The organism is Bhargavaea sp. CC-171006 (genome assembly GCF_009761675.1).
Classification (GTDB): Bacteria; Bacillota; Bacilli; order Bacillales_A; family Planococcaceae; genus Bhargavaea; species Bhargavaea changchunensis.
The window spans coordinates 91,260-114,580 of the sequence record NZ_QUZH01000007.1 but is presented as its reverse complement, the minus strand read 5'-3'; the positions used below and the strand labels follow the sequence as shown (position 1 = coordinate 114,580).

Sequence of the window (23,321 nt, the reverse complement as noted above, 5' to 3'; positions counted from 1 at the left end):
TCCGCCGCCTGATTCCGCAGGCGATGGTATATCCTTGCCATTTCTTTATGCTTGAACCGCGGCATCAGTGCGCCTGCTGCTCTTCGCTGTTCACGAGATTTCCGTTTTGCTCCATCCGGAAGACGGCCGAAGAATTCTCATCCTCCTCGAACGCAACCAGTTTGCGTGCACGGTTCATGATCTGCACGAACTGCTCATAGTCATCACGGATCTCGTCATTTTCCCTGGCGAGGCGTGCAACTTCGTTCTCGAGCTCACCCACGCGGCGTTCGGCCGCTTCGGCAGTATGCTTCCACTTCATCGTCTCCTGGTCCGCGAGATTCGTATGCTGAAGACGCATCAGATAGGCGATCACCACATCCAGCGAGAGATTCGACAGCCGGATCGCCGCCCGTCCTTCTCCTTCCGCCCCGTCCGGCACGACATAGAGTCCCGAATTCTTGCGGCGGAAATCTTTGCCCATCGCCTTCATGGTTGCCTTGCGTTCTTTTTTCGCTTCGGCAAGCTCTTTCTCATATTCTTTCCTGACGACTGCGTTCCATCTGAATCCGCAGGCCGCGGCCGTACGATTCATCGCATCTCCGGCTTCTTCGAACGCATTGAGCTGAGTGCTCCCTTCGCGCACATGCCGCAGCACCGTTTCCGCGAGCAGCCGATCGTTTTCTTCTACCCAGGCATCCTGTCTTACTTTCACCATTTGTGTACCTCCTGCCATCTTCATAGAATGTTTGCCTGGTGTCAGTTTGCACCGTCACTCTGCGTTTTATACCGTTTCGTTTGGAAATGTCGGAGAATGCGCATCTTTTCGGATTTGATTTTAGGAGGAAGAAGGAGGCCGGCGACCGTTCCAAACAAGAGCCGGACAGGGTATACTGGAAGGACCCACTGTTTCGGGGAGGTGCCAGATGATGGACTATGCCAGACAAAAACTTAGTGAAGAAAAAGTGTTTAAAGACCCGGTTCACCGGTATATCCACGTGAGGGACCAGGTGATCTGGGACCTGATCGCAACCAGGGAATTTCAGCGGCTCCGCCGCATCCATCAGCTCGGCACGACCTATCTCGTGTTCCACGGGGCGGAACACAGCCGTTTTAATCATTCTCTCGGCGTCTATGAGATTGTCCGGCGCATCATCGACGACAGTTTCAGCGGGCGGCCGCAATGGAATGATTCCGAGCGGCTTGTGACACTGTGCGCGGCGCTGCTCCATGACCTCGGACACGGTCCGTTTTCCCATGCGTTCGAGAAGGTGTTCGACCTGGATCATGAGCTGTTCACGCAGAAGATCCTGCTCGGGGACACCGAAGTTAATGCGGTCCTCCGGCGGGTCAGCGAGGACTTTCCGCGAAAAGTGGCGGACGTCATCGGGAAGACCTATCCGGACAAGCTGGTCGTGAGCCTGATTTCAAGCCAGATCGATGCCGACCGGATGGATTATCTTCAGCGGGACGCCTACTTCACGGGAGTCAGTTATGGCCATTTCGATATGGAGCGCATCCTTCGGGTCATGCGCCCGTCAGAAGAACAGGCCGTCATCAAGCAAAGCGGCATGCATGCGGTTGAGGACTACATCATGAGCCGGTACCAGATGTACTGGCAGGTTTATTTCCATCCGGTATCCCGCTCGGCGGAAGTAATTCTCGTGAAAATTTTGCAGAGGGCGAAAGTTTTGAGCGAAGAAGGGTATACGTTCAAGCAGGAGCCTGTCCACTTTAAGTCGTTTTTCGACAAAACTTACGATCTTACTGATTATATTGCGCTGGATGAATACATCCTCATGACTTATTTCGAAGCATGGATCCGGGAGGAAGACGAAATCCTCTCCGACCTGTGCGACCGGTTCGTGAACCGCCGGCTGTTCCAATACATCGATTTCAACCCGGCCAAGGAATATCGGAAACTCGGTGAACTGGATGCCCTGTTCCGGAAAGCCGGGATCGACCCGGATTATTATCTGGTCGTCGATTCCTCTTCCGACCTGCCGTACGACTTTTACCGGCCGGGGGAGGAAGAAGAGCGGCTGCCGATTCATCTGCTCATGAGGGACGGCGAACTGCGGGAGCTTTCCCGCGAGTCCGACATCGTCGATGCCATCTCCGGCAAACGGCGGACGGACCATAAACTCTATTTCCCGGAGGACATGCTCAGGGAAGGCAAGAAGAAAAAAGTGCTCAGGCAACAAATCCTAAGCATCTTGAACACATAGAAAATAGGGAGGGCATTTTTGATGCTTCAGGAACATGCAAAACTTGTTCAGTTCATTTCAATGGCTGATGGGGTGACCGGGCGGAAGAAGCTGCAGAAGATGATCTACATCGCCAAAAAGATGGACTTCCCGTTCCAGGAAAAATATGAACTCCATATTTATGGCCCTTACTCGGAAGAGCTGACGCTCCGTATCGAGGAGCTGTGCGAAATGGGCTTCCTGGCGGAAAATTGCGAGGACAAGGGTTCATATGTTCAATACAGCTACCGGGTAACCGGCGAAGGCAGGGATTTCATCGGTGACGCCGACGAAGTCCCGGACACACTAGGTGATTGCATCGGCCGGATGAAGGAAAGGAGTTCCCGTTTCCTGGAATTGGTCTCCACTCTGCTGTATTTTGATCACCTGCCGCGGGAAGAGCAGATTGCGAAAGTACATATCGTCAAGAACAAGCTGAATTACACAGACGCGGAGATGGACGAGGCTTTTGACTTTATCGGGGACCTCTCCGCCTGTATCCGCCAGTGAGCCTCCGCTTCCAACAGTGCGGGTGGATTGGCTATAATGCAGGGAAGGGGGTATGATCATGGCCAACGGAGAAAAACCGAAACCGAAAATGGAGTTCACGATCATCCGCGACAATCCGACTGCCGGCCATAAAGGGTTCGGCATCGGTTCGATCTCGCTTGAAAACGTATCGCCTGTCATCATCGACGTGGAAGAGGAGCTCGCACAGGTGGAAATCGGTGCGCTGCATGCCCGGAGCAAGACGGAGCGGGGCGTCAAGTTCACATCGGACCGCGAGGATTCCGCGGGAGGAAAGCCGTACTGGCTCGTCTGGGTCGCCATCGACTATAAGGAAGAGGGCCCTTACTTCGCCGGTGTCACGGCTGCCGAGATGGTCGTCAACCGCGAGAAGCGGCGTGGCTACAAGAGCCTGCCGGAACATGTGAACCTGCTGGACAAGGCTTTGAAGCGCCATGTCATCGTCGACAAGATGGATGAGCGTTCGAAAAAGGTGCTTGCGGAATTCCTGCAGGAACAGAACCCGGAACTGTGGGAACGGAGCCCTGAACTCCAGGAAGCACTCGGCGTCACCGGCTGATCTGTAATTATGAACGATCTTTGACAGTTTCGCCGGCAGCACTCCAGCCGGTTGAACCGCTCCCGAAAAGGGAGTAAACTTGGATTAACGCTTGCTGAATACAAGCTAGGACAGTGCGCCGTCTAGCTAACGGCGCACATAACCAGCCCCGCCCCCGATTTCCGGGGGGCGGGGCTGGTTTTTGGTTGCCACAAATTAATAGGACAGCAATTTTAGCAGGGTATGTCAACGTCTCACTGCAGTATGTTAACGTCTCAATCCACTATGTTGACGTCTCAACCGACTATGTCAACATCTCATCAGAATTGCCCGAGCTGCGCTTCAGTCAAAGAATGAGAACGGGAACAGCCTGATCGGCCCGCCGTCTTTCGTGTCCTTGGAGCGTTCCTGCCGAAGGGTCGGGTCAGTGCAGAGCTTCCGCGGCACATTCCGTTCTTTTACGTAAACAAGTCGTTGCTTTCCGCACCCATCAACGGCAAGCCCGCCGGTTTCGACATCGACGATGACACCCGTGATGCCTTCCGGCTGGGTGAACGGTTCCGGGGGCAAGCCGGCATGGGCATTTTCCATGAACTCAATCCACATCTTCTTCGCCGCCATCTTGTCGCTATTCTCGGTGAGACGGCGTCCCTCGTCGTAGCCGGCCCATATCCCGGCGGTGAGGGTCGTGGAGAACCCGATCAGATATTGATCAGAAAGTGTCGTTCCGGACTTTGCCGCATACGGGCGTGTTTGGCTCGGCCGCATAGACAGGCCTGTTGCCGGGGTGTAGTCGCTGAAGACAGGGTCGAACATGCCTGTCATCATCTGTGTCAGGACAAAGGCATCTGCCGGATCCAGCACTTCACGCTGTTCCTTGTCCTCTTCACCGCTCAGGTAGACGGTTTCTCCGGCGGAATCGGTGATCGACAGGATGGTCGTCGGAACCACACGCTTGCCGCCTGAGGCAATCCGGTTGTAGGCACCTGTCATCTCATAGAGGGTGACTTCGGTCGTGCCGAGTGCGGTTGCCGGTGCATCAACAAAGTTTCCGGTGATGCCGAGGCGGGCGGCCATATCCTTGAACGGCTTGTAACCGATCTCCTCAAGTGTCTTTACGGCAAAGATATTGTCGGAGATGGCAAGTGCCTGTGCAAGTGAAATCGGCCGTTCGGCAAATTTGCCGTTGACGTTCTTGGGTTCGTATTCCTGGCGACCGTCATCGAAGGTAAAGACCGTCGGCTCGCTTTTCAGGAAAGTGAGCGGTGTAAACCCCTGTTCAAGCGCTGCGGCATACAACACCGGCTTCATTGCTGAGCCGGATTGGCGCTCAGCCTGGGTGACTCGGTTAAATGGACTCGTTGCATAATCCCGACCGCCGATCAGGGAAGTGATCTGTCCACTCTCCGGCTCCATTGTGACAAATCCGAACTGGAGCCCGTTATCGGGCATCCATTTCTCCGCTGCCGATTCCGCCGTCTTTTGGTGGAAAGGGTCGAGCGTGGTCCGGATCGTCCAGCCGCCTTCAGCGATGTCGCGTCCGGCTTCGTCCAAACGTTTTTCAGCTTCCCGCCATACCTCGTCCAAGAAGTATGGGGCAACTTTTTCACCCGCGTCCCACTGGTCATGCTTAAGCGCTATCCGCTGGTTCAGGGCATGGTCCGCCTGCTCACGTGTCACGTACCCTTCGCGCACCATCGAATTGAGGATGATTTTCTGGCGTCCCGCTGCGGCCTCCGGATTAACGACCGGGGAATAGACCGACGGCCCTTTCGGAACAGCCGCAAGCAACGTTGCTTCAGCCAGGGTCAGATCCTTCGCATCCTTACCGAAAAAGAATTTGCTTGCCGCTTCGGCACCGTACATTCCATGGCCGAAATAGACCGTGTTCAGGTAGCCTTCCAGAATCGTGTCCTTGTCGTAGAACGTTTCGATCCTTCTGGCGTATACTGCCTCGTTGATCTTTCGTGTCCAGGTTTTCTGGTGGGTCAGGAACAGGTTGCGGGCATACTGCTGAGTGATTGTGCTCGCGCCTTCCGCTTTGCGGAACGATTTGACATCCTTCAGCACGGCTGATGCAATCCGGGAGTAGTCAAACCCCTTATGTTCATAAAAGTCCTTGTCCTCGACGGCGACGAACGCATCGGCAAGAAACGGGGACATGTCCTCGAGGGAAGCCCAGTAACGGCGCTCGCCCGAATGCCGGTCGCCGATCGGATCGCCATTACGGTCAAGGAACACGGTCGCGTTCGGCACTTTCAGGGAAGGGGGACCGGCCGAATGGATATAGATGAGGAGCGCGCCGTACATGACCAGCCCGGCCACGCCGAGGCTCAGGGATAGAAGCAGCAGCCGCTTCATGAGCATTTGCCGTTTCCGCTTCCGTTTGAGATGTGCCCGTTTCACCGCATTCCCGCCTTTCGTGCGCTTTTCCGCAAGTATGCACAGACAGCGGGCATTTCATCCGGCGGATTTTGGACAAGTTTCGGTTCAGGTCCGGACGATGAGTTCCAAGACGCCATTCTATTAAAAAAATAGTTGCAACGGAGACCGCTGGCCGTATAATGAAGCTTAGTTTCGTGGAGGCCGGGAATACAGGCAGTGCGGGACGTTTCCCTTTAATGAAGGAGGAATGCAGCCCATGGCAGGGTTATGGTATACGGAAAAACAGACCGAAAACTTTGGAATCACAATGAAAATCAAGCAGACGCTTCACGTCGAACAGACGGATTTCCAGCTGCTGGAGATGGCGGAGACTGAGGAGTGGGGGAACATGCTGTTCCTCGACGGAATGGTCATGACCTCGGAGCGTGACGAATTCGTTTACCACGAAATGGTCGCCCATGTGCCGCTGTTCACCCATCCTGACCCGAAGAAAGTGCTGGTCGTAGGCGGCGGTGACGGCGGCGTGATCCGTGAGGTGCTGAAACATCCTCAGGTCGAACAGGCGGTCCTGGTCGACATCGATGGCAAAGTGATCGAGTATTCGAAAAAATACTTGCCTTCAATCGCGGGCAAGCTTGAGGACCCGCGGGTGGAGGTCCGTGTCGGTGACGGATTCATGCATATCGCAGAGTCCGAAAACGAATACGATGTCATCATGGTCGATTCGACAGAGCCCGTCGGCCCTGCGGTCAACCTGTTCACAAAAGGATTCTACGCCGGCATCTCTAAGGCGCTGAAAGAGGACGGCCTGTTTGTCGCTCAAAGCGACAATCCGTGGTTCAAGGCAGATCTGATCCGCCAGGTGCAGAAGGATGTCAGGGAGATTTTCCCGGTCACACGCATGTACACCGCCAACATCCCGACGTATCCAAGCGGACTCTGGTGCTTCACGCTAGGCTCGAAAAAGCATGACCCGCTTGAAGTGAAGGAAGAGCGGTTCCATGACATCGATACGAAGTACTACACGAGCGAACTCCACAGGGCGGCTTTCGTGCTGCCGAAGTTTGTCCGTGACCTGGCGGAGGGAGAAGGCGAATGAAATTCGACGAAGCCTACTCCGGCAATGTGTTCATCAAAAGCGGGACCAGCTACAATGAGGCAGATGCGGTAATCTACGGCATGCCGATGGACTGGACGGTCAGCTGGCGTCCGGGATCCCGGTTCGGACCCGCGCGCATCCGTGAAGCTTCTGTCGGGCTTGAGGAATACAGCCCGTATCTGGATCGGGAACTGGATGACATCCGCTATTATGATGCGGGGGACATCCCGCTCCCGTTCGGCAACGCCGGAAAATCCCTGGAGCTGATCGCCGGATTTGTCCGTCAGCTAATGGCTGACGGCAAAGTGCCTGCGGGGATGGGCGGCGAGCACCTTGTGTCGCTTCCGGTCATGAAGGAAGTGGCTGCCGCGAATGAGGATCTCGCTGTGATCCACATCGACGCGCATACCGACCTCCGGACCGAGTATGAGGGGGAGGAACATTCCCACTCGACGCCGATCCGCAAGATTGCTGATATTATCGGTCCTCACAATGTCTATTCGTTCGGCATCCGATCTGGGATGAAGGAAGAGTTCGAGTGGGCCCGTGAAAACGGCATGCACATCTCGAAATTCGATGTGCTCGAGCCCCTCAAGCAAGTGCTTCCGACGCTTGCCGGGCGGCCGGTCTACGTGACGATCGACATCGATGTCCTGGACCCCGCCCATGCGCCGGGCACGGGCACGGTCGACTGCGGCGGCATCACGTCCCGCGAGCTGCTCGCGTCGATCCATGAAATTGCACAATCCCGTGTCAGGGTCGCCGGCTTCGATCTTGTCGAGGTCGCCCCTGTCTACGACCCGTCCGAACAGACTGTCAACACAGCCAGCAAGCTGTTCCGGGAGATGCTGCTCGGATTTGTAAAATAAACGAAAAGGTGATGGCAGGAAAACCTGCGCATCACCTTTTGTTTTGAGGGCATAACGGGTGCACCTATCATTGAAATCCCATTGACGGGCGGGATATAATAGGGGAATGACTATGAACGGGGGCATCCAGATGAATATACCCGAGGAAGGAAGAGCGGTCAGTATCCGCCTTGTCACGACGGTCCGCCAACCGGGCGAGAAGCCGTTCCGGAACTTCATCCGGGCGGAGGGCCAACTGATCGAGAAAGCGGGAAAAACGTATCTGAGTTTTAAGGAAACAGCAGACGGACAGGAGATCCGCACGATGGTCCGCCTGGGTCACGAAGAAGGTCTCATCATGCGGAACGGCGACGTCTCGATGCGGCTTCCCCTCGTCCCGGGCGAGCGGCGGGAGGGCCGCTACGGCAACGGGAGCATGGACCTTCCGCTGACGGTCAAAACCGATTCGGTCCGTTATGAACCGGGATCCCAAGGGCGGTTTGCGGCCGCTTATGATCTGTTGTCGGGCAGCGAGACTGTCGGCACCTATGATGTGGAATTTATTTATTCGGAGGGAAAAGCATGAGCACAGTGGAACAGATTAAACAGCAGCTAAAGGACGCGCTCGGCAGCGCGGTGGAAAAGGCGGGCTTCGCGGAAGGCGCAGACATGCCTGATGTGATGCTTGAGACGCCGAAAAACAAGGAAAACGGCGACTACGCCACCAATATCGCAATGCAGCTGACGAAACTAGCGAAAAAGCCGCCGCGTGCCATCGCGGAAGCAATCCTCTCCAATCTGGAGACCGACAACACACCGATCAAGTCCGTCGATATCGCAGGCCCGGGCTTCATCAACATCAGCGTGAAGACCGACTATCTCGGAGAAGTCGTGAAAGATGTGCTGGAGAAGGGCGAGAACTTCGGCCGCAGCGATGCAGGCGGCGGTGAGAAAGTTCAGATCGAGTTCGTTTCGGCAAACCCGACCGGCGACTTGCACCTTGGCCACGGCCGGGGCGCATCGATCGGCGATGCGCTCTCCAACGTGCTCGATTTTGCAGGCTATGACGTTTCCCGCGAATACTACATCAATGATGCCGGCAACCAGATCAACAATCTGGCACTTTCCATCGAGGCCCGTTATTTCCAGGCGCTCGGCGAGGAACGCGAAATGCCGGAGGACGGCTACCAGGGCAAGGATGTCATTGAGATCGCCAATGCGCTCGCGCAGGAACACGGCGACAAATTCGCCAAGATGCCGGAACAGGAACGCTTCGACTGGTTCCGCAAACATGGCCTCGGCATCGAGCTGGACAAGATCAAGCAGGACCTTGCCGACTTCCGTGTGAAGTTCGACAACTGGTTTTCCGAATCGACGCTTTATGAGTCCGGGAAGATCGACAAAGCACTCGATAAACTTAAAGAAAACGGCCATGTCTACGAGCAGGACGGCGCCACCTGGTTCCGCTCAACGACCTTCGGCGACGACAAGGACCGTGTCCTCATCAAGCAGGACGGCTCCTATACGTACCTGACGCCGGACATCGCCTACCACGAGGACAAGCTCCAGCGCGGCTTCGACAAGCTGATCAACATCTGGGGTGCCGACCACCATGGCTACATCCCGCGCATGAAGGCGGCAATCGAAGCACTCGGCTACGACAATGATACGCTCGAAGTGATTGTGTCCCAGATGGTCCAGCTGTACAAAGATGGAGAGAAGTTCAAGATGAGCAAGCGGACAGGCAAGGCGGTCACGCTGCGCGAGCTGGTGGAAATGGTCGGCCTGGACGCGGTCCGCTACTTCTTCATCATGCGCTCCGGCGATTCCCAGATGGACTTTGACCTGGACCTCGCAGTGTCCCAGTCCAATGAAAACCCGGTCTACTACGCACAGTACGCACATGCACGCATCTGCTCGATTCTGCGCCAGGCGGACGACGCCGGACTGTTCCGTTCCGAAGAGAATGTCGGACTGCTCCAGGACAGTGAGAAGGCGATTGATCTCATGAAGAAGATCGGCGACTTCCCTCAGGTTGTCGCGGATGCTGCGAAGCTCCGCGCACCGCACCGGATCGCAACCTATATTCAGGAACTTGCATCGGCATTCCATACGTTCTACTCGACAGACAAAGTTGTCGACCCGGACAACAAGGAACTGTCGGAGGCACGCCTTGCGCTTGTCACGGCAACCCGTACGACCGTTGCCAACGCACTGCGCCTGATCGGCGTTGCCGCACCGGAACGGATGTAAAATCATTATGACCGGCCCCTCTCAGCTTCGGCTCACGGGGCCGGTTTTCAGGTTGCGGCGGAAAACTGATGAGACATTGCTATATTTCATTGAGACGTTGCCATATCCAGGTGAGACGTTGCTATACCCCGACAGTCCCGTCTTTCCCGAAGGCTCTCGACAAATCTCGCGCCATCTGATTAAATTGAATAGGAACTGAATATCCGGCATGAGTTAGCGCCGGATAACGCTGAGGTGCCCCGAATGGGGGTAAAAGGGAAGCCGGTGAGAATCCGGCACGGTCCCGCCACTGTGAGCGGCTTGAAAGCCGCAAGTCAGGAAACCTGCCTCAGCGGAAACACCCGAATGCGCCTGCGAGGACAGGCCGGTGTGGAACGGCGCCTGCATATGCCAGGCAGCGGTCGTTTTTTCCGCATGGCCGTCCTGCCGGTATTTCTGCCCCCGCATTGCGCGGGGGTTTTTTCTGTTCCGTACATAAAGATTAGGGGGAATCGGATTTGGACAAGAAATGGTTAAAATGGCTTGCTGCACCCGCTGCTGCCCTAATGCTTGCCGCGTGCGGCAACGGAGAGGAATCGGCAGACAAGCCCGCGAAAGAACAGGAGGAAACACCGTCCCAGGAATCTTCCGAACAGGCGGAATTCCCGGTTACGATGACCGATGCGGCCGGCAATGAGATTACAATTGAGGAAGAACCGGATGCGATCGTCTCGATGATTCCGAGCAATACGGAAATCCTGTTTGCGGTTGGTGCGGGAGATGCGGTAGTCGGTGTCAGTGACTTTGACGACTATCCGGAAGAAGCCCAGGAAGTCGAAAAGATCGGCGGCCAGGAATTTAACGTCGAAAAAATCATTGGCATGCAGCCGGACGTCGTGTTTGCACATGAATCTGCACTCGGCGTCGGAGAAGAAGGACTTCAGCAGCTGCGCGATGCAGGACTTACTGTATTTGTCGTAAAGAACGCTATGGATTTTGATGAAACTTATGGAACGATTGAACAGATCGGCAAGCTGACCGGCCATTCTGCCGAAGCCGAAGAGATCGTCAGCGGTATGCAGTCCAAAGTGGAAGAGATCAAGGAAAAAGCAGCGGAAGTCACAGACAAGAAGAAAGTGTTTGTCGAAACATCTCCGGCACCTGAAATTTATACACCGGGATCCGGTACATTCATGCAGCAGTTCCTCGACATCATCAATGCGGAAAATGTCGCAGGTGACCAGGAAGGCTGGGTCATGATGGATCCGGAAGAGATCGTCAGCCGAAACCCGGATGTGCTCCTGGTCATGTATGACTACATCGATACGGCAGTGGAAGATGTGTATGCACGTGTTGGGTTTGACACCGTAACCGCCATTAAGGATAAGGCCGTGATCCAGCTTGATGAAAACATCACAAGCCGCACGGGTCCGCGTCTCGCCGATGGCCTGGAGACAGTGGCTAAAGCCGTTTATCCGGAAATCTTCGGGGAAGCAGAAGAGAATGAAGAAGATCAGGCAGCGTAAGACGAAACAGCCGGCCGCTGCATACATGGTATCGGCCGCCATGCTCCTGCTGGCACTCTGGCTGGGTGTTTCCGTCGGATCGGTGAAGATTCCGTTCCAAGTGCTCGTGAACCCGGAAGCAGATGAAGTTGCCGCCAACATCCTCTGGAACATCCGAATGCCGAGGGTTGTGCTTGCAGGGCTCGTCGGAGGGTCGCTTGCCTTGGCGGGCGCAGCGTTTCAGGGTCTCCTGAAAAACCCGCTCGCCGATCCTTATACCCTCGGAGTGTCGTCCGGTGCCTCAGTTGGCGCCGTGGCGACACTCTTTTTCGGTATCGGACTGTTCGGCGCCTATACCCTTTCGATCTTCAGCATGGCGGGCGCAATGGCGGTGCTTCTTCTGGTGATCGGCTTTGCGCGGGCGGTCGACCGGTCACTTAAGATGGAAACGATCATCCTGACGGGAGTCATTTTCGGGTCGTTTCTCGGCTCGGTGCTGTCGCTCATGATTGCCCTCACCGGGGAGGAGCTCAGGCAGATCATCAGCTGGCTGCTCGGCAGTGTATCGATGAGAGGCTGGAAGTATGTGTGGATGATCCTCCCGTTCCTTCTGATTGGCGGCCTGTTGCTCTGGCTCTGCCGTCGGGAGCTGAATGCGATGCTGTTCGGGGAGGAGCGGGCCCACCATCTCGGTGTGGACGTAAGGAAGCGCAAATGGATGATCCTCGGCGGCGGCTCAATCCTTACCGGCTCCGCTGTTGCCGTATCGGGGACAATCGGATTTGTCGGGCTTGTCGTCCCCCATATGACACGAATCTTATGGGGAAGCGACCACCGGCATCTGCTGCCGCTTTCATTCATCAATGGCGCTTCGCTTCTCGTGCTGTGCGATCTTGTGGCACGCACCATCATTTCGCCAACAGAATTGCCGGTCGGAGTGATCACATCATTTATCGGGGCACCGGTTTTTGCATTCATCTTCTACAGACAGCGGAGAAAGGGGGCAGCCCGGCATGCTTAGGGTAAAGGAGTTAACAGGCGGATACGGCGCCACGCCGGTTGTCCGGTCAGTTTCGTTTGAGGTGGAAGCCGGTACCATGCTCGGGATACTCGGACCGAACGGGAGCGGCAAGTCGACGCTCCTGAAAATGCTGAGCGGGCTTCTTCCGGCAGATTCCGGGAAGGTCGAAATCGGCGGCAGGTCCATTGCCGAGTATTCACGCAAGGCATTTGCCCGGCAAGTAGCCGTACTCCCGCAGCTCCAGGCGGATACCTTTTCGCAGACTGCATATCAGACGGTTGCGCTCGGCCGTTATCCTCACCAGACCGGCCTGTTTGCCGGATGGTCCGATGCGGATGAGCGTGCGGTTCAGAAAGCCATGGACCGGATGGGGGTCACAAAGTACCGGGATACAGAGATTGAATTCATGTCCGGAGGCGAGCGCCAGCGGGTGTTCGTCGCCCAAGCGCTGGCACAGGAAGCGCCTGTGCTGCTCCTGGATGAGCCGACCAACCATCTGGATATCGCACATCAGCAGCAATTACTGGATACTGTGCGGCGCCAGGCGACTGAAAACGGTTTGACCGTCGTCTCTGTTTTTCACGATGTCAATCTGGCCTCGCTCTACTGTGACCGCCTGCTTCTGATGGACAGAGGAGAAGTGGCTGCGATCGGAACGCCGGATGAAGTGGTGGACGAACGGAAGATGGAGAGGGTATATGCGGCGCGGGTCAGGGCGGGGATGCATCCGGAAGTTCCCAAGCCGCAGATCACGCTTCTTCCCGCCAAGGAACCGGAAGACAGGCAGGAAATCATCCGGAAAGCCAATTTTTCGGTGTCCCGGGAGTATGTCCACCTCAACAGCAGAATCCCTCTGATGGCAGTATCTTCTGCAGTGTTCGGGGCAGGTGCCGGCTGGTACCGCCACTTTGTCAACCGGAAAGTCGATGCCGACTATTCCACGGATGACGCCGGAACGGAGATGAGGGACTGGCTGGATGAAAGCGGGTTTCCTCTCACCCAGACGGTGGCGATGATGACTGCGGCGATGACTGAAGATGCTGTCATCGGTGAATACGGGCCACCGGATGCCCCCATTTTCATTTGTGTCACGGCAGGAGTCGGCAATGCAGTGGATGCCTCACTCGGAACTGATCGTGATGCATATGCAGGAACCATCAATACTTGGGTCATCGTGAACGGGCATCTTCCGGAAGAAGCCCTTATACAGGGAATGATCACTGCAACCGAAGCAAAGGCAAAAGCGATGCAGACTGAGCATGTGCTTGACCCGCTGACCGGGACCGTGGCGACCGGTACTTCGACCGACAGCCTGCTCATTGCGGCCACCCAGAGGGGGATCCGCTATCCGTATGCCGGGACCGTTACCGAACTGGGGAAGGCAATCGGCCGGGGGGTATTTGAGTGCACCGCCGAAGCCATCCGCCGGTACCGGAAGCGGAAGGCGAACTTGGAAAGGGAAAGCCGATGATCCTGAATCATCTGATCGCCTGTGTGACCGGGTTCCTGATTGACAGGTTGATTGGGGATCCGCCCGGATGGCCGCATCCCGTCCGATGGATCGGCCGGCTGATCACATTTCTGGATAACCGGCTGAATTCAGGAAGGAACCGCCGTACAAAAGGGCTGATGGCACTCCTGATCACTGCGGGACTGTCCGCGCTTACAGCGGGGGTCCTCGTCTGGCTGTTCTATAGCGTCCACCGCACGGCAGGCATCGCGGCAGAGTCTCTGCTGATTGCGGCGGGTCTTGCCCGGAAAAGTCTGGCGCAGGCTGCGATGGAGGTGTATCGGCCGCTCGTGGAAGGAAATCTCCCTGAAGCACGGGAAAAACTCGGCTGGATCGTCGGACGGGATACGGAGTCACTGCCTGAGTCCGAAGTTGTGCGCGGGGTCGTGGAGACTGTATCGGAAAATACATCCGATGGTGTGACAGCACCGCTTTTCTGGGCCTTTCTCTTCGGGGCGCCGGGCCTTTGGATCTACAAGGCGGTTAATACGCTTGATTCGATGGTGGGTTACCGGAATGAACGATACGGATCGTTCGGTTATTTCTCGGCCAAGGCCGATGATGTGCTGAATCTGATCCCAGCCAGGCTGACGGGGCTGCTCATCTTGCTCGTCGCCCCGAATCGGAGCGGGCTGCCGCTCCGGGAACGGCTGGACGGATGGCGGCGTGATGCCGGAAAGCATCCGAGTCCGAACAGCGGCTGGCTTGAGGCAGCTACCGCCTGGCAGCTCGGCGCAGAACTTGGCGGGCTCAACACCTATCAGGGGGTGCCGTCCGATCGCGCGAGGATGGGCCGTCCGGACCGTCCGCTTGAGACAGCGGATATTGCTGAGTCAGTGAACGCGATGCACTCCGCATCGTGGGCGTTTGTCATCCTATGGTTATTGATCGGAGGAATTGCTGTTGCAGTTGCCTGAACACGGGGCGAACCCGCTCCGCTTATATGAACGGCTCGGCATGGAAGTGCCGGACCGGGTGAGAGACTTTAGTGAAAATGTCAATCCGATGGGAATTCCTGAAAAGGTCAGAAAAAGTTGGCCGGAACTGCTTTCGGCGTTGCCTCATTATCCGGATCCGGAAGGTGAACCGTTCCGCTCGGCAGCCGCCGCCTATCACGGTGTGCCCGGGAATCGCGTACTGGCAGGAAACGGTGCTGCGGAGCTGTTTTCGGTCATTGCGGACAGGTACCGCGGCCGGACGGCTCTCCTGATTCATCCGACGTTTTCCGAATACAGGACCACACTGCTCTCAAAAGGTGCCAAATGCACTGATCTTGTAACGGACCCGGCCGACCCGGAATTTCCCGAGGAACGGGTTTTGGAGAAAATGTCGGATGCGGATGTGCTGTATATCTGCAACCCGAATAACCCGACCGGTGTGCGGATTCCTAGGGAGACCATACGCCGGCTGGCTGAACATGGGCTCCGGACCGGCTGCGAGCTGGTCATTGATGAAGCATTCATGGATTTTGCAGGTGAGGAACACTCGTTTATCCCTGATCTTGTGGAATTCCCCAATGCGGTCGTCGTCCGTTCAATGACGAAAATGTACGGTATTCCGGGTATCCGGCTCGGATATATGATCGGTGCCGAAGATCGGATCGCCGGCCACCGAAATGCCATTCCTCACTGGAATGTCAATGGGATTGCCGCCAGGATCGGAACGTTCTGCTTTGACGAGGACGAATTCCGCCAACGGACAGTCCGGTACTGCGGAGAACAACGACAGCAACTTGCCGTATTTCTGGAGGAGGCAGGATGCACTGTGACCGACAGCGAAACGAACTACATCAGCTTCCGGCCCGAGAAGTCTGCGGGGCTTTTTGGAGCGATGCTCAGGCAGGGGATCGTCCTCCGCCATTCGGAGAACTTTCACGGCATGGACGGGGCGTGGTTCCGGGTGGGCATCAAGGAACGGGAAAAGATGAAGATTCTGAAGGAGGCGCTTGCCGGATGGTTCGGGGAAGACTCGTATTCATAAGCGGAGGCGTCAGAAGCGGAAAGACCGCATTCGCGGAAAACTGGCTCTGTGCCCATGCAGCCGGCCGTCGCGTTTATGTCGCAACGGGACGTCCGATCGATAGGGAGATGAGAGAGCGGATCAGGCATCACCGGCAGGACCGTGCCGCCAGACCGGAATCATGGGAGACGATTGAGCGTCCTGCAGATTTTTCGGGCATCCTTCCGATGATCCGTGAAGGGGATGGGCTTTTGATTGACTGCATCACGACATGGCTGGCCAATGAAATGTATGAAGGCATTGAAAGCGGCCTGCCTTGCCACCGCCGGCAAGGGTGCCTGGAGGAAAAAGTCGAGGCGTTGCTCTGTGCGCTATCTGAAATGACCGGAAAGGCGTCTGCCGTCGTTGTGGTATCCAATGAAGTGCTGGATGAACCGCTTCCGGCCACGGCGGACATCCGGGCTTATTCAGAAATGCTCGGGCACATCCATCAACGGCTCGTGTCAATGGCGGACCTTGCGTATGAAATGGATGCGGGCATACCGCTCCGGTGGAAACCGGAAAACGGGAAATGAGGGATGGCATGAACGGAATCATGATTCAGGGAACGGCATCCCATGTCGGAAAAAGCATGACATGCACCGCAATCTGCCGGCTGCTCGCTGATGAGGGGGTCCGGACGGCGCCTTTCAAATCACAAAATATGTCGTCTTTCACGACTGAAATTGGTGACGGTCTACAGATCAGCCGGGCACAGGGAGTGCAGGCGGAAGCGGCCAGGGTCCCTCCAATGGCCGAGATGAACCCGATTGTACTAAAACCCAAGAATGACAATACTGCCGAAATCCTGCTTCTCGGCCGTCCGTCCGGCAAGATGAACGGAATGGAATACCGGGAACGCTTTTTCCGGACCGGTATGGAAGCGATCCGGACGTCGCTCCGGGCCCTGGGTGAAAGTTATGATGCCATCGTCATAGAAGGAGCGGGCAGCCCGGCAGAAGTCAATCTGAACGACCGAGAAATGGTGAACATGCGGGTCGCCAGGGAGGCAGATGTTCCGGTCTTGCTCGTCGCAGACATTGAGCGGGGCGGGGTGTTCGCCTCGGTCATCGGCACGCTTGCACTGCTGGACAGGCAGGATCGGGATCGGGTCAAGGGAATTCTCATCAACAAGTTCCGGGGCGATATCGGGCTGTTTCAGAGCGGCATCGATTTCCTGGAGACACGGACCGGTCTTCCGGTCCTGGGCGTGGTGCCCTATATGGATGGCCACGGAATTGAAGAAGAAGATACCCTTGGCAGAGCAGGAGGACCCGATCGGCCCCTGTATGACGAGTGGGCAGCACATTTCCGAAACTATGCGGACTGGCCGCGCATCCGGCAGCTGATTTTCGGAGAAGACGGCCGATGATCCGGGGATTTCTTCTTGCAGTCCAGTTTTTTACGGCGGTGCCTGTGCGCAAAAACCTGCCGATCGGCAGGAAAGAGGCAATCTGGATGTTTACACTCAATCCGGTTGTCGGCGCACTGATCGGGGCGGTGTCTTGGTCAGCAGCGGCACTGGTTGCCGGCCCCGGAGGAACGGGGCCATTCCTTACGGCTTTTGTTTTGGTATTGGTGCTTGCAGTCATGTCAGGCGGGCTCCATCTGGACGGCTGGGCGGATATGGGGGATGCGTACTTTTCTTACCGAGACCCCCAAAAGCGTCTGGAAATATTGGGGGATCCGCGGATCGGAGCGTTCGGCACAATGGCGCTGCTTTTTCTTCTACTCGGGAAGCTCGCGGTCCTGACAGAATTGATTGGCCGGGCAGGACTGATGCCTGCTTTTGCAGTATTCGTGCCGTTCGCTGCACGGGCAGGACTTGCCATCTATCTGTCGATTACTGCACAGGCAAAACGTTCGGGTGTGCTTGTGTTTTTCATCGGGAAACTGGAAGGGTTCCGTATTGGCATCCCCGCCGCGGCCATGCTCGTTCTGGGTGGAGCCGCTGTCGCTGCTTGGTCGGAGAGCCTGTTGTTTCCGGCAGTGGGGACCGCGGCGGTTCTCGCGGCGGTGCTGTTCTTCAGAAACTGGACCGCCCGAAATTTTGGGGGTGCCACCGGTGATCTGGCCGGTGCATTTGTCGAAGGATGTGAGCTGTTTTTATGGACGATTCTTTTGTTCTGTATGTAATCAGGCATCTTGAAACAGCAGCGAACCGGGAGCGCCGGTATGTCGGGTGGAGCGAAGTGCCTGTATGCACAGATGCCGGCCCGGCCGGATTCGTGCCGGATTATCTGGCAGGTAGTGATCTTCTTCGCTGCAGACAGACTGCAGAATTTTTATTTCCGGCCATACCGTACGAGCCCCTCCCTGAATTCAGGGAGGCGGACTTCGGCGCCTGGGAAATGAAAACGTATGATGACCTGAAAGCGGATGTCCGCTACCGCAGCTGGATTAATGACCCGGCTGTCGAGCATCCGCCCGGAGGTGAGCGGTTTGCCTGCCTGGAGGACCGTGTGCTTCTGGGGATTGACCAACTCAGGAAACAGAAGGTCCGATCGGCGGCCATCGTCACGCATGGAGGCCCGGCGAGGATCCTGCTGAGTCATCTTGCGCCGGAGCCCCGGCCTTTTTTCGGCTGGAGTGTCCCGCCGGGAGGTTTGTACAGGCTGGAATGGTCCAGCCGCAGGTCATGGGAGGAGGGAAACCGGTGCACGTTTATATCGGAGGTGCCCATAACGGGAAGCGCGAGTACGTAAGAACAGCGCTTGCCGATGAAAAAGTGCAATGGGTCGAGGCGGGAGATCTTTCCCGGCTGCCGAAACCTGAGTCCGGCCGGGTGGTGCTGGCCGGACTGGAAGCGTACCTGTCATCCAACCATCGTGACGAGGAGTCCGCTTTGAAAGACGTGTTCCGATTTATTGAAGCTGCGGACCAAGACCGGCTGGTCGTCATCGTGACGGACATCGGCAGGGGGATCGTACCCGCCGATCCGCACAGCCGCTGGCTTCGGGACACATGCGGCCGTCTGAATCAGCGGCTGTTCAGGGAAGCCGGCCGTGTCACGCGGATCTGGTACGGACTTGCGAAAGAACTGAAGTGAAACTGCAGATAGGAGGAAGAAGGATGGGGATCTACACACGAACGGGAGACAAAGGGATGACAGGGCTCATCGGTGCGAGAGTATCCAAGGACCATCTCCGTGTTGAAGCTTACGGCACGACGGATGAACTCAATTCATTTATCGGCAAGGCGATGTCTGAGCTCCCGGCAGAATTATTTGGTGACTTGCTTGAAGACCTTGAGGAAATTCAGCATGAGTTGTTTGACTGCGGGGGAGATCTGGCAAATGTAACCGAAAAACGCGAGAACAAGCTCAGCCCGATTTCCATAGAACGGCTCGAAAAGAGGATTGATGAACTGACGGAAGAAGCACCTGAACTTGAACGGTTCATCCTTCCTGGCGGGACGGATCCTGCCGCGACGCTTCAAATTGCCCGGACAGTGGCAAGAAGGGCGGAGCGTCAGGTGGTCCGGCTGATGAATGCGGGGGAGGAGGTTCCGGAGACCGCACTTCAATACATCAACCGGCTTTCGGACTATCTGTTTGCTGCCGCAAGGATCGCCAATTTCCGGCTGGGACGGACGGATGTCGAATATGCAAGGAGCGCCAAGGTGTTCCGGAATACCAAGAGAAAAAAACAGAAGGATGAAACCGATTGAACAGAACGCGTCTTCTTGTGATGACGGCGCTGGTCTCGGCAATGTGCGCGATCGGAGCACTGGTGAAGATTCCGATGGGCATCGGGTCGGCGGCACTTGATTCGGCACCGGCACTATTATCGGCCGCTTTTCTTCCCCCCGCAGCGGCAGGAACGGCAGCGATGATCGGACACCTGCTATCGGCCATCACTGGAGGAAGCCCGCTCGGACCGCTTCATCTGCTGATCGCTGCTGAAATGTTTGTTGTGGTCGGCGGCTTTGCCTGGCTGCACCATCGGGGAAGGAACCTTCTCAAATGGGGATTCTTCCTGGTCGGCAACGGTGTGGTTGCTGTCCTGCCTTTTTATTGGCTCGTTTCACCTGCGTTCTTTTGGACGGCGATCATCGCAGTTCCGGCAGCTTCCATCGTTAATGCTATGGTAGCGGGGGCGACCATGCCCATTGTACGAAAAGTCGCGGTCCGGAAAGAGGTGGCCCGGTGAGAAATGCACTGGACCTGGGCGGAGGATTGGTCATTACAACTGATAACTCGGGCGGTATCGGCAAGAAAGCGGCGGATGCCGTTCAGGTGCCGGATGAACTTGTAGGCTATTTCTCTGCACGGGTCACTCTTCTTGAGCAGTGGGCGGCAGGAGCAGAGCCGATCGCCGTCCTCCTCCACAACTTCAGCGGGAATACCAGTTGGGATGAGTACACTTACGGAATCCGGCGGGCATTCAAGGAAAGTTCACTAATGCCTCCGCCGATTTCAGGAAGCACCGAGACGAACATGGACATGCTCCAGTCCGCAATGAGTATGACGATGATCGGGAGAAGGTCACATGATATTACGGAATCAGGTGGTAAATGGTTCCTTTATGGCCGTCCGCTTGTCGGCGAAGCCGTCATCCGGGAGGCGGAAAAGTGCGCGGAACTCGGAAAGGTGAGGACCGGTCTTGATGAAGGGATCATCGATACCGTTTGGCCGGCGGGCTCAGGCGGAATTGGTGCGGAATGGGAGCGGCTTACCGGACAGCCGCCTGCATGGCTGCCATCCGAAGTGGATCCTGCAGCTTCCGCCGGTCCGGCCACTGCTATCTTTGTCCGCACTATACCGGGGAAAGAATCGGATGCCCAGTTGCACTTCGGGGAATTCTTCCATGAAATGGGCTGAAACAGAAACCGGCACGGCGACCGCCGGGCCACTCACAGAGTTCAGTGGCTCAGTCGTGAGTGAGCGGAAGAAGCAGCAGGTACAGGACATACCGGGGAATATAACAGAAATCGTTCGTAATACCAATAAAAAATCACATTGCAGAGGCATCCGTGTTCCCGTAAAATCGGGAACACGGATGCCTCACTTTTGTCATTCGGGACAAAATTCAAAAATATTGTTGACTGAATGCTCATTCATTATTAAACTGGAGTCATAAAGAGATGCCGGAGCCGGATTGAACTGCACGAAGTGAAAGCGGATTCAACGCCGGCCGGTACCGGAAAGGGAGGGACCAATGTGAACCCATTGCTTATTGCCAACTGGATTCTGTTCCTGGCCGTCACTGCGTACGCGCTCGGATTGTTCACATACGTGGTCAAAACACGCATTGATTTTATCAGACTCGGAAAGAAAGAGGAGTTTGACGCAAAGATCGATGAACGGCTGCGTGCAATCTGGACAAACGTCTTCGGACAGAAAAAACTGCTGAAGGATAAGAAGAGCGGGACAATCCACGTCATGTTCTTCTACGGATTCCTGCTTGTCCAGTTCGGGGCGATCGATCTGATCTGGAAAGGGCTGAAACCGGATTCCCACCTGCCGTTCGGGCCGGTCTATCCGTTCTTCACGTTCTTCCAGGAGATTGTCGTCTTCACGATCCTGGTCGCGGTCGTCTGGGCATTTTATCGCCGCTACGTGGAAAAGCTCGTCCGGCTCCGCCGAGGTTGGAAAGCCGGCCTCGTCCTCATTTTCATCGGGACACTGATGCTGTCGACACTTGTCGCTAACGGCATGAATATGATCTGGCATGGACACGGGACGACCTGGACGGAGCCGATGGCATCGGCGATTGCGTCCGCATTCAGCTGGATGCCGCCGACCGCAGCGGCCGCAGTGTTCTTTGTTGCCTGGTGGGTGCATCTGCTGACGCTTCTCGCTTTCCTCGTGTATGTGCCTCAGTCGAAGCACGCCCACCTGATCGCGGGTCCAGCCAACACGTACCTGATGCGATTTGACCGTCGAGGCAAACTCGCGCCGATCGACTTCACCGCACTTGAGGAAGACGATGCGGAAGAAGATTGCGGCGAAGAAGAGATGCCGTCGATCGGAGTCGGCAAGATACAGGACTTCACGCAGCTCCAGATGCTCGATTTCTATGCGTGTGTGGAGTGCGGCCGATGCACGAACATGTGCCCGGCAACCGGCACGGGCAAGATGCTGTCGCCGATGGACCTGATCACGAAACTGCGCGACCATCTGACCAACACGGGTGCTGTTACTACCAAGCAGAAGCCTTGGGTGCCGCCGTTCATGTTCAACGACACGCGCGGCAACCAGCTCGCGATGGCGGCAGGCGCTGAAGGCGCGGTCATCGGTGATATCTACAGCCCTTCCCTGATCGGGGACGTCATCACGGAAGAAGAGATCTGGGCGTGCACGACCTGCCGGAACTGTGAAGACCAGTGCCCGGTCATGAACGAACACGTCGACAAGATCATCGACCTCCGCCGCTACCTCGTCATGACGGAAGGCCGCATGGATGCGGATGCACAGCGCGCGATGACGAACATCGAGCGTCAGGGCAACCCTTGGGGCCTCAACCGGAAGGAAAAGGAAAACTGGCGCGAAGCGCGTCCGGACCTCCATATTCCGACGGTCAAAGAAGCCAAGAAATCGGGTGAAGACTTCGAGTATCTGCTCTGGGTCGGCTCGATGGGCGCATTCGACAACCGCTCCCAGAAAATTGCGCTGTCGTTTGCTCATCTCCTGAACGAAGCCGGCGTCAAATTCGCCATTCTTGGAAACAAAGAAAAGAACTCCGGTGACACGCCTCGCCGTCTCGGAAACGAGTTCCTGTTCCAGGAGCTTGCCGAAGCGAACATCAAGGAGTTTGAAAAGAACGGTGTAAGGAAGATCATCACGATTGACCCGCATGCCTACAACATTTTCAAAAACGAGTATCCGGACTTCGGCTATCAGGCCATCGTCTACCACCATACCGAGTTCCTGTATAAACTTCTGATGGAGGGCAAGCTGAAACCTAAGTATGCGGTGAACGAAAAGATCACCTTCCATGACTCTTGCTACCTCGGACGGTACAACGACGTGTATGATGCACCGCGTGAGATCTTGAAGTCCATCCCGGGCGTAGAACTTGTCGAGATGGTCCGGAACCGCCAGGATGCCATGTGCTGCGGCGCGGGCGGAGGACTCATGTGGATGGAGGAAGACAAGGGCCACCGAATCAACGTCGCTCGGACCGAACAAGCGCTGGAAGTCAATCCGTCCGTCATTTCGTCCGCCTGCCCTTACTGCCTGACGATGATTTCGGACGGCACAAAAGCGGTGGAAGTGGAAGACAAGGTCGGCACCTACGACGTTGCGGAACTTCTTGAGCTCTCCATCTTCGGGGACAATATGGAGCCGGCAGTCGAGGAAGAGGAAGAACCGATTCTTCAGTAAGCCGTTGCGGATTCTTTGAAAATTCGATACAATGAAACAAATGGAAGAGGGAGTGCCTGTCACTCCCTTTTTCTCGGGATTTTTGCCGAGCGAGCGTTCAGTCAA

The 23,321-nt window shown here is 56.3% G+C and carries 23 protein-coding genes and 1 riboswitch; of the genes, 21 read left to right on the top strand and 2 right to left on the bottom strand.

The window, feature by feature from the left end:
- Positions 1-64 precede the first annotated feature (64 nt).
- The gene (locus DZC51_RS03975; protein WP_157294076.1) at positions 65-697 is read right to left on the bottom strand and encodes an RsfA family transcriptional regulator; all 633 of its coding nucleotides are present in this window, start codon (positions 695-697) and stop codon (positions 65-67) included.
- A 211-nt stretch (positions 698-908) separates the two neighbouring features.
- Between DZC51_RS03975 and DZC51_RS03970 the strand changes: the two genes are divergently transcribed.
- The 3 genes from DZC51_RS03970 to DZC51_RS03960 are packed head-to-tail and all read left to right on the top strand — an operon-like array spanning position 909 to position 3,312.
- Positions 909-2,207, top strand: a complete 1,299-nt coding sequence (locus DZC51_RS03970) for an HD domain-containing protein (protein WP_157294075.1) — start codon at positions 909-911, stop codon at positions 2,205-2,207.
- A gap of 21 nt (positions 2,208-2,228) precedes the next feature.
- The gene (locus tag DZC51_RS03965) at positions 2,229-2,735 is read left to right on the top strand and encodes a YwgA family protein (RefSeq protein WP_157294074.1); all 507 of its coding nucleotides are present in this window, start codon (positions 2,229-2,231) and stop codon (positions 2,733-2,735) included.
- A 58-nt stretch (positions 2,736-2,793) separates the two neighbouring features.
- On the top strand, positions 2,794-3,312 hold the full coding sequence (locus DZC51_RS03960) for a YwhD family protein (protein WP_157294073.1): 519 nt from the start codon (positions 2,794-2,796) through the stop codon (positions 3,310-3,312).
- A gap of 321 nt (positions 3,313-3,633) precedes the next feature.
- On the opposite strand, the gene DZC51_RS03955 is transcribed toward DZC51_RS03960, so the two are convergent.
- A complete protein-coding gene (locus DZC51_RS03955) occupies positions 3,634-5,697 on the bottom strand; it encodes a transglycosylase domain-containing protein (RefSeq protein WP_157294072.1) in 2,064 nt (687 codons plus the stop codon).
- Between the two features lie 235 nt (positions 5,698-5,932).
- Between DZC51_RS03955 and speE the strand changes: the two genes are divergently transcribed.
- From speE to DZC51_RS03865, 18 genes are all read left to right on the top strand, one after another.
- Positions 5,933-6,775, top strand: a complete 843-nt coding sequence (speE, locus tag DZC51_RS03950; RefSeq protein WP_157294071.1) for a polyamine aminopropyltransferase — start codon at positions 5,933-5,935, stop codon at positions 6,773-6,775.
- Positions 6,772-7,644 (top strand): agmatinase, encoded by an 873-nt coding sequence (gene speB / locus DZC51_RS03945; protein WP_157294070.1) that lies wholly within the window; start codon positions 6,772-6,774, stop codon positions 7,642-7,644. The genes speE and speB overlap by 4 nt, the downstream gene beginning before the upstream one ends.
- Positions 7,645-7,756: 112 nt before the next feature.
- The gene (locus DZC51_RS03940; RefSeq protein ID WP_157294069.1) at positions 7,757-8,209 is read left to right on the top strand and encodes a YwiB family protein; all 453 of its coding nucleotides are present in this window, start codon (positions 7,757-7,759) and stop codon (positions 8,207-8,209) included.
- Positions 8,206-9,876: an arginine--tRNA ligase gene (gene argS / locus DZC51_RS03935; protein WP_157294068.1), complete on the top strand. Its 1,671-nt coding sequence runs from the start codon at positions 8,206-8,208 to the stop codon at positions 9,874-9,876. Before DZC51_RS03940 ends, argS begins: the two co-directional genes overlap by 4 nt.
- A 215-nt stretch (positions 9,877-10,091) precedes the next feature.
- A riboswitch (cobalamin riboswitch) is annotated at positions 10,092-10,221 on the top strand.
- A gap of 152 nt (positions 10,222-10,373) precedes the next feature.
- Positions 10,374-11,381: an ABC transporter substrate-binding protein gene (locus tag DZC51_RS03930; RefSeq protein ID WP_232524051.1), complete on the top strand. Its 1,008-nt coding sequence runs from the start codon at positions 10,374-10,376 to the stop codon at positions 11,379-11,381.
- Positions 11,382-11,406: 25 nt separating this feature from the next.
- Positions 11,407-12,381: a FecCD family ABC transporter permease gene (locus DZC51_RS03925; RefSeq protein ID WP_370513671.1), complete on the top strand. Its 975-nt coding sequence runs from the start codon at positions 11,407-11,409 to the stop codon at positions 12,379-12,381.
- Positions 12,374-13,852 (top strand): adenosylcobinamide amidohydrolase, encoded by a 1,479-nt coding sequence (locus DZC51_RS03920; RefSeq protein ID WP_157294066.1) that lies wholly within the window; start codon positions 12,374-12,376, stop codon positions 13,850-13,852. Before DZC51_RS03925 ends, DZC51_RS03920 begins: the two co-directional genes overlap by 8 nt.
- The gene (gene cbiB / locus DZC51_RS03915) at positions 13,852-14,808 is read left to right on the top strand and encodes an adenosylcobinamide-phosphate synthase CbiB (protein WP_157294094.1); all 957 of its coding nucleotides are present in this window, start codon (positions 13,852-13,854) and stop codon (positions 14,806-14,808) included. Before DZC51_RS03920 ends, cbiB begins: the two co-directional genes overlap by 1 nt.
- A complete protein-coding gene (gene cobD / locus DZC51_RS03910) occupies positions 14,795-15,871 on the top strand; it encodes a threonine-phosphate decarboxylase CobD (protein ID WP_157294065.1) in 1,077 nt (358 codons plus the stop codon). The genes cbiB and cobD overlap by 14 nt, the downstream gene beginning before the upstream one ends.
- Complete coding sequence (locus tag DZC51_RS03905) at positions 15,844-16,425, top strand: bifunctional adenosylcobinamide kinase/adenosylcobinamide-phosphate guanylyltransferase (protein ID WP_157294064.1); 582 nt, start codon at positions 15,844-15,846, stop codon at positions 16,423-16,425. The genes cobD and DZC51_RS03905 overlap by 28 nt, the downstream gene beginning before the upstream one ends.
- An 8-nt stretch (positions 16,426-16,433) precedes the next feature.
- Positions 16,434-17,261, top strand: coding sequence for a cobyric acid synthase (locus DZC51_RS03900; RefSeq protein ID WP_157294063.1), 828 nt, complete (start codon positions 16,434-16,436; stop codon positions 17,259-17,261).
- Positions 17,258-18,025 carry an adenosylcobinamide-GDP ribazoletransferase gene (locus DZC51_RS03895; RefSeq protein ID WP_157294062.1) on the top strand — a complete coding sequence of 256 codons (768 nt, stop codon included), beginning with the start codon at positions 17,258-17,260 and terminating at the stop codon, positions 18,023-18,025. Before DZC51_RS03900 ends, DZC51_RS03895 begins: the two co-directional genes overlap by 4 nt.
- Positions 17,998-18,594, top strand: a complete 597-nt coding sequence (locus DZC51_RS03890) for a histidine phosphatase family protein (protein WP_157294061.1) — start codon at positions 17,998-18,000, stop codon at positions 18,592-18,594. Before DZC51_RS03895 ends, DZC51_RS03890 begins: the two co-directional genes overlap by 28 nt.
- Complete coding sequence (locus DZC51_RS03885; protein ID WP_157294060.1) at positions 18,546-18,938, top strand: bifunctional adenosylcobinamide kinase/adenosylcobinamide-phosphate guanylyltransferase; 393 nt, start codon at positions 18,546-18,548, stop codon at positions 18,936-18,938. Before DZC51_RS03890 ends, DZC51_RS03885 begins: the two co-directional genes overlap by 49 nt.
- A gap of 23 nt (positions 18,939-18,961) precedes the next feature.
- Positions 18,962-19,558: a cob(I)yrinic acid a,c-diamide adenosyltransferase gene (locus DZC51_RS03880; protein WP_157294059.1), complete on the top strand. Its 597-nt coding sequence runs from the start codon at positions 18,962-18,964 to the stop codon at positions 19,556-19,558.
- The gene (locus DZC51_RS03875; RefSeq protein WP_157294058.1) at positions 19,555-20,040 is read left to right on the top strand and encodes an ECF transporter S component; all 486 of its coding nucleotides are present in this window, start codon (positions 19,555-19,557) and stop codon (positions 20,038-20,040) included. Before DZC51_RS03880 ends, DZC51_RS03875 begins: the two co-directional genes overlap by 4 nt.
- Positions 20,037-20,711: a hypothetical protein gene (locus DZC51_RS03870; protein ID WP_157294057.1), complete on the top strand. Its 675-nt coding sequence runs from the start codon at positions 20,037-20,039 to the stop codon at positions 20,709-20,711. The genes DZC51_RS03875 and DZC51_RS03870 overlap by 4 nt, the downstream gene beginning before the upstream one ends.
- A 339-nt stretch (positions 20,712-21,050) precedes the next feature.
- A complete protein-coding gene (locus DZC51_RS03865; RefSeq protein ID WP_157294056.1) occupies positions 21,051-23,216 on the top strand; it encodes a (Fe-S)-binding protein in 2,166 nt (721 codons plus the stop codon).
- The last annotated feature ends 105 nt before the right edge of the window (positions 23,217-23,321 follow it).